Raw genomic sequence first — 3,217 nt, 5'->3', positions numbered from 1 at the left:
GCTTACTACTACTTCATCTCCTGCTAATATGTATGTTTCTTTTTGGCAAAATATATGTTCTCGAAAAAATACCCAAAACAATGTTGCCCAAGGTAATGACTGTGCAAAAAATCTCTGTATCGTTCTATAGCTTCCACCTTTCCCACACCACCTTGATATACCCAGCATCGTTATCCTTCCACTCATTGCCAGCATCGCTGATATGATTAAGCTCCAACGCCTCAAAGTTGTTCTTGTCGTGTATCGTTGCAAGCATTCCAACAGTGCTAATATATCTGGCATGGGCTTTCTGTGGTTCCTGAGTTATGGTTCTGGTAAACAATAACTCTACTACCCAAAGCCCTCTTTATTTTGGCGAAGGTATTGCGATAGGATTTTTTTGAGATCAACAAATTTTTGTAACAAAACCCCCTGTAGCAAGCAATTTGGCTTGTTGTAGAACTTCCTCTGTAAAGCCAGGATTGTTCTGCATTTGTTTAAATAAGATAATCAATGCTTCTGGGTTGCCTTCAAAATCAACACGGATACCAGCAAAAGTCAACTCAAAAATCTGAGATGCATTTGTGATCAACTCTGGATTTTGATGTTCAATTTTAAGGACACGTATATAATTAAACGGTTCAGACTGTAATCCAGCCTCTGCTTCTAAGTATTCTTTAGGAACCAAGTCCATTTTCTCAACAGCTTTATGCTCTAATCTTTTGTCCGATTCTATAGTAGGTACAGTCTCAACCGCCAATTCTATTGTCCCTGGGTTGTCATCTTTTGGTTCTAGCTGATAATGAGTCTTTTGAGATTGGCATAGGTGTGATGGAGTCAATGAATTAACTTCTGTAGCCTTTGCAGAGATGTCGATAGTAGCTGGCTTAAGAGAATTAGGTTGAGCTGACTCCTGATTACGACTAATAAGTACCTTTGCCTTGGTATGGGTAACATTCTCACCTTCTTTAGCGATTTCTAGGGCTTGTTTACGAGCTTTTTCAGGGGTAGATGGTTTTGCTAAAAGATAAAGGGCTGAAATAGAGATATTCAAATGTGCCAAATTGGCATTTTTAAATTGAATGGCTACTTGCATAAACCTGGCTGCTGTTCTTACACTCCAGTCAAACTCAGCCTTTAACCAAGCTCTGAAATTTCCATGACCTAACTGTTGTTTTACTTCAGTCAATTTCTGCCCAATATCAATTATGTCTTGGGCACTCCGACGCATCAAACTCTTGAGTTCAGAGGTTTTACCTTGGACAAGAATTCGCACTTGTGGGGTAAGAACAGCATAGTTAAAGCCTTTTTCTTGAGTTAACTGTTGTTGTGATTGTTCAAACAAAGGCTCATTATAATGCTGTGTCGTTTGGTTAGAATCAGAGAAGCTCATGGTGATGCAGCTCCAATATTTAATAGGTAAAGAATAGTTTTTATTCTCAGTAAGATACCAAATGTTCAAAACCCATATTGGTTCAACTGATATGAATTCCTTTGTGAGCGTCAATAAACAAACTCTATTTCAAAACAATAGCGTAAAATGTTGTTACTATATGATGTGTAATAATTTACTAATTTTGTTTTCCTTATACAATCATAAATTTGACAAAAAAACGAAGTAAATAAAATAACATAAGATTGACAGATTGTAATATCTGCAAAGACTTAAATTGCAGCAAAAATTATATAAAATCATAATTCTTACTGTATAAAACATGACAGCTTCTAGGATTTTCTTGTAATTTGATATTCTGTATTCTTATATAACCTATTAGATAATTTTTGATACTTTAAAAGAGTAGAAATTAATTATAAATAAGAGGTAAAGCCCCAAAATTAGTCTAAAACGCTTATTTCTCAGATTGCATAAAGCATATTAATACTTAGTTGAACCATCAGAATAATTAATAAAAAGATTATTTTCAGGACTTACGCATTGACAAATTAAACAATAAGTAATGTGGAGGAAAGAAGAAAAAATATGCGATCGCGAGTCCGCAGGGGAGTGGAAAGATGGATAATTTACCTATCTGTTATTGAGGTTATGGGCAATCAGAGTAACTACTAAGCCATCTACAGCAAAATGCGACCTCGATACTTACACTCTGTTTTTACTGGCAGAATCAAAGTATCCAGGCTGCACACGTTTAGCAGACATCATGGAAGATTTGTCACATGATAAGTGTCAACAGATTTTTGCTACGTGAGCGGTACGAACCAAAGGATTTATTTGATGAAGTTAAGCACTATATCAATTTAATAGGTGGCACATTAAGTGCAGACGATACGGTAATTGATAAACCTCATAGTGATCCCAAATTAACAGATTTAATTGGTTATTTTTATTCGGGACGACATCATCGCACAGTCAAGGGAATTCAGTTAATTACTTTGTATTACACGGATTTATCTGGTAAGTCCATGCCTGTAAATTATCGCATTTATAACAAACAAGATGGTCAGACAAAAAACGATTATTTACGAGAAATGATTACTGAAGTTTTGGCTTGGGGATTGGAGCCGAAGACAGTAACTACCGACGCCTGGTATTCCAGTCAAAAAAACCTGAAATTCTTCAAAAACAAGGAATTACAGTTTTTAACTGGTATAGCAAAAAATCGCTTGTGTTCAGTTGATGGTAAAAATTTCACCCAAGTCCAAAATCTAGAAATTCCCGATAACGGTTTAATAGTGCATCTGAAAAAGTTTGGAAAAGTGAAAGTATTTCGGAGAATTTTCAAAAACGAAATTCCCAGATATTACATCATGTATGTGACCGAGCAAGATGCGCTATTTTTAATCTCTCTCGCCGAATTTAAGGAGTTATATTCAATTCATTGGGGAATTGAATGTTACCATCGAGCCATCAAGCAAGTGTGTGGAATTGAGCTATTCATGGTGAGAACATCTGAGGCAATCAAGACTCACTTTTTTAGTGCAATTCGTAGCTTTACACAACTGGAATTAATGCCTGGAGTTTAGACTAAGCCATGCAAAAAGACCCAGCAGGGCTGAGTTAATCAGAGACTTAGCAAAAGTATGAATAATCTTAGGTATTAAACAGCAACCGATGGTTTTTTCCGTGGTCGGGTTACGGTTTTTTTAACAATAGGGCATCGGTTTTTACGGAGACGCTTTTTTCCTGGTTGCCAACCAGGAGACTTTCCGCGAGGTTTGGGTGCTCTTGTTGGAGTACCAATCACCGCAAAAACTCCACCCATAGCTTGAGCAACTCTTC

3 protein-coding genes and 2 pseudogenes are annotated in these 3,217 nt (G+C 36.6%); 2 read left to right on the top strand and 3 right to left on the bottom strand.

The window, feature by feature from the left end; translation table 11 throughout:
• A partial coding sequence (locus ACE1AT_RS25795) for a transposase (RefSeq protein ID WP_374865892.1) occupies positions 1-225 on the bottom strand: 225 nt, incomplete at its 3' end.
• Between ACE1AT_RS25795 and ACE1AT_RS25790 the strand changes: the two genes are divergently transcribed.
• The gene (locus tag ACE1AT_RS25790) at positions 203-325 is read left to right on the top strand and encodes a hypothetical protein (protein WP_374865893.1); all 123 of its coding nucleotides are present in this window, start codon (positions 203-205) and stop codon (positions 323-325) included. The two genes, ACE1AT_RS25795 and ACE1AT_RS25790, sit on opposite strands and share 23 nt — an antisense overlap.
• Before the next feature lie 60 nt (positions 326-385).
• On the opposite strand, the gene ACE1AT_RS25785 is transcribed toward ACE1AT_RS25790, so the two are convergent.
• The gene (locus ACE1AT_RS25785) at positions 386-1,372 is read right to left on the bottom strand and encodes a DUF3102 domain-containing protein (protein ID WP_374873596.1); all 987 of its coding nucleotides are present in this window, start codon (positions 1,370-1,372) and stop codon (positions 386-388) included.
• Between the two features lie 658 nt (positions 1,373-2,030).
• Between ACE1AT_RS25785 and ACE1AT_RS25780 the strand changes: the two are divergent.
• Positions 2,031-2,949: pseudogene (locus tag ACE1AT_RS25780) on the top strand (transposase); the annotation flags it as partial.
• Positions 2,950-3,035: 86 nt separating this feature from the next.
• Here ACE1AT_RS25780 and ACE1AT_RS25775 read toward each other — a convergent pair.
• Positions 3,036-3,217: pseudogene (locus ACE1AT_RS25775) on the bottom strand (transposase); the annotation flags it as partial.

It is taken from the genome of Pelatocladus sp. BLCC-F211 (assembly GCF_041928655.1).
Taxonomy (GTDB): domain Bacteria; phylum Cyanobacteriota; class Cyanobacteriia; order Cyanobacteriales; family Nostocaceae; genus Pelatocladus.
Note: the sequence above shows the minus strand (reverse complement) of the source record. Positions and strands in the feature narration are given on the sequence as shown.

Coding starts and splice junctions, on each gene's coding strand:
- ACE1AT_RS25790 (WP_374865893.1), top strand. CDS start 203: ATGATTAAGCTCCAACGCCTCAAAGTTGTTCTTGTCGTGTATCGTTGC.
- ACE1AT_RS25785 (WP_374873596.1), bottom strand. CDS start 1,372: ATGAGCTTCTCTGATTCTAACCAAACGACACAGCATTATAATGAGCCT.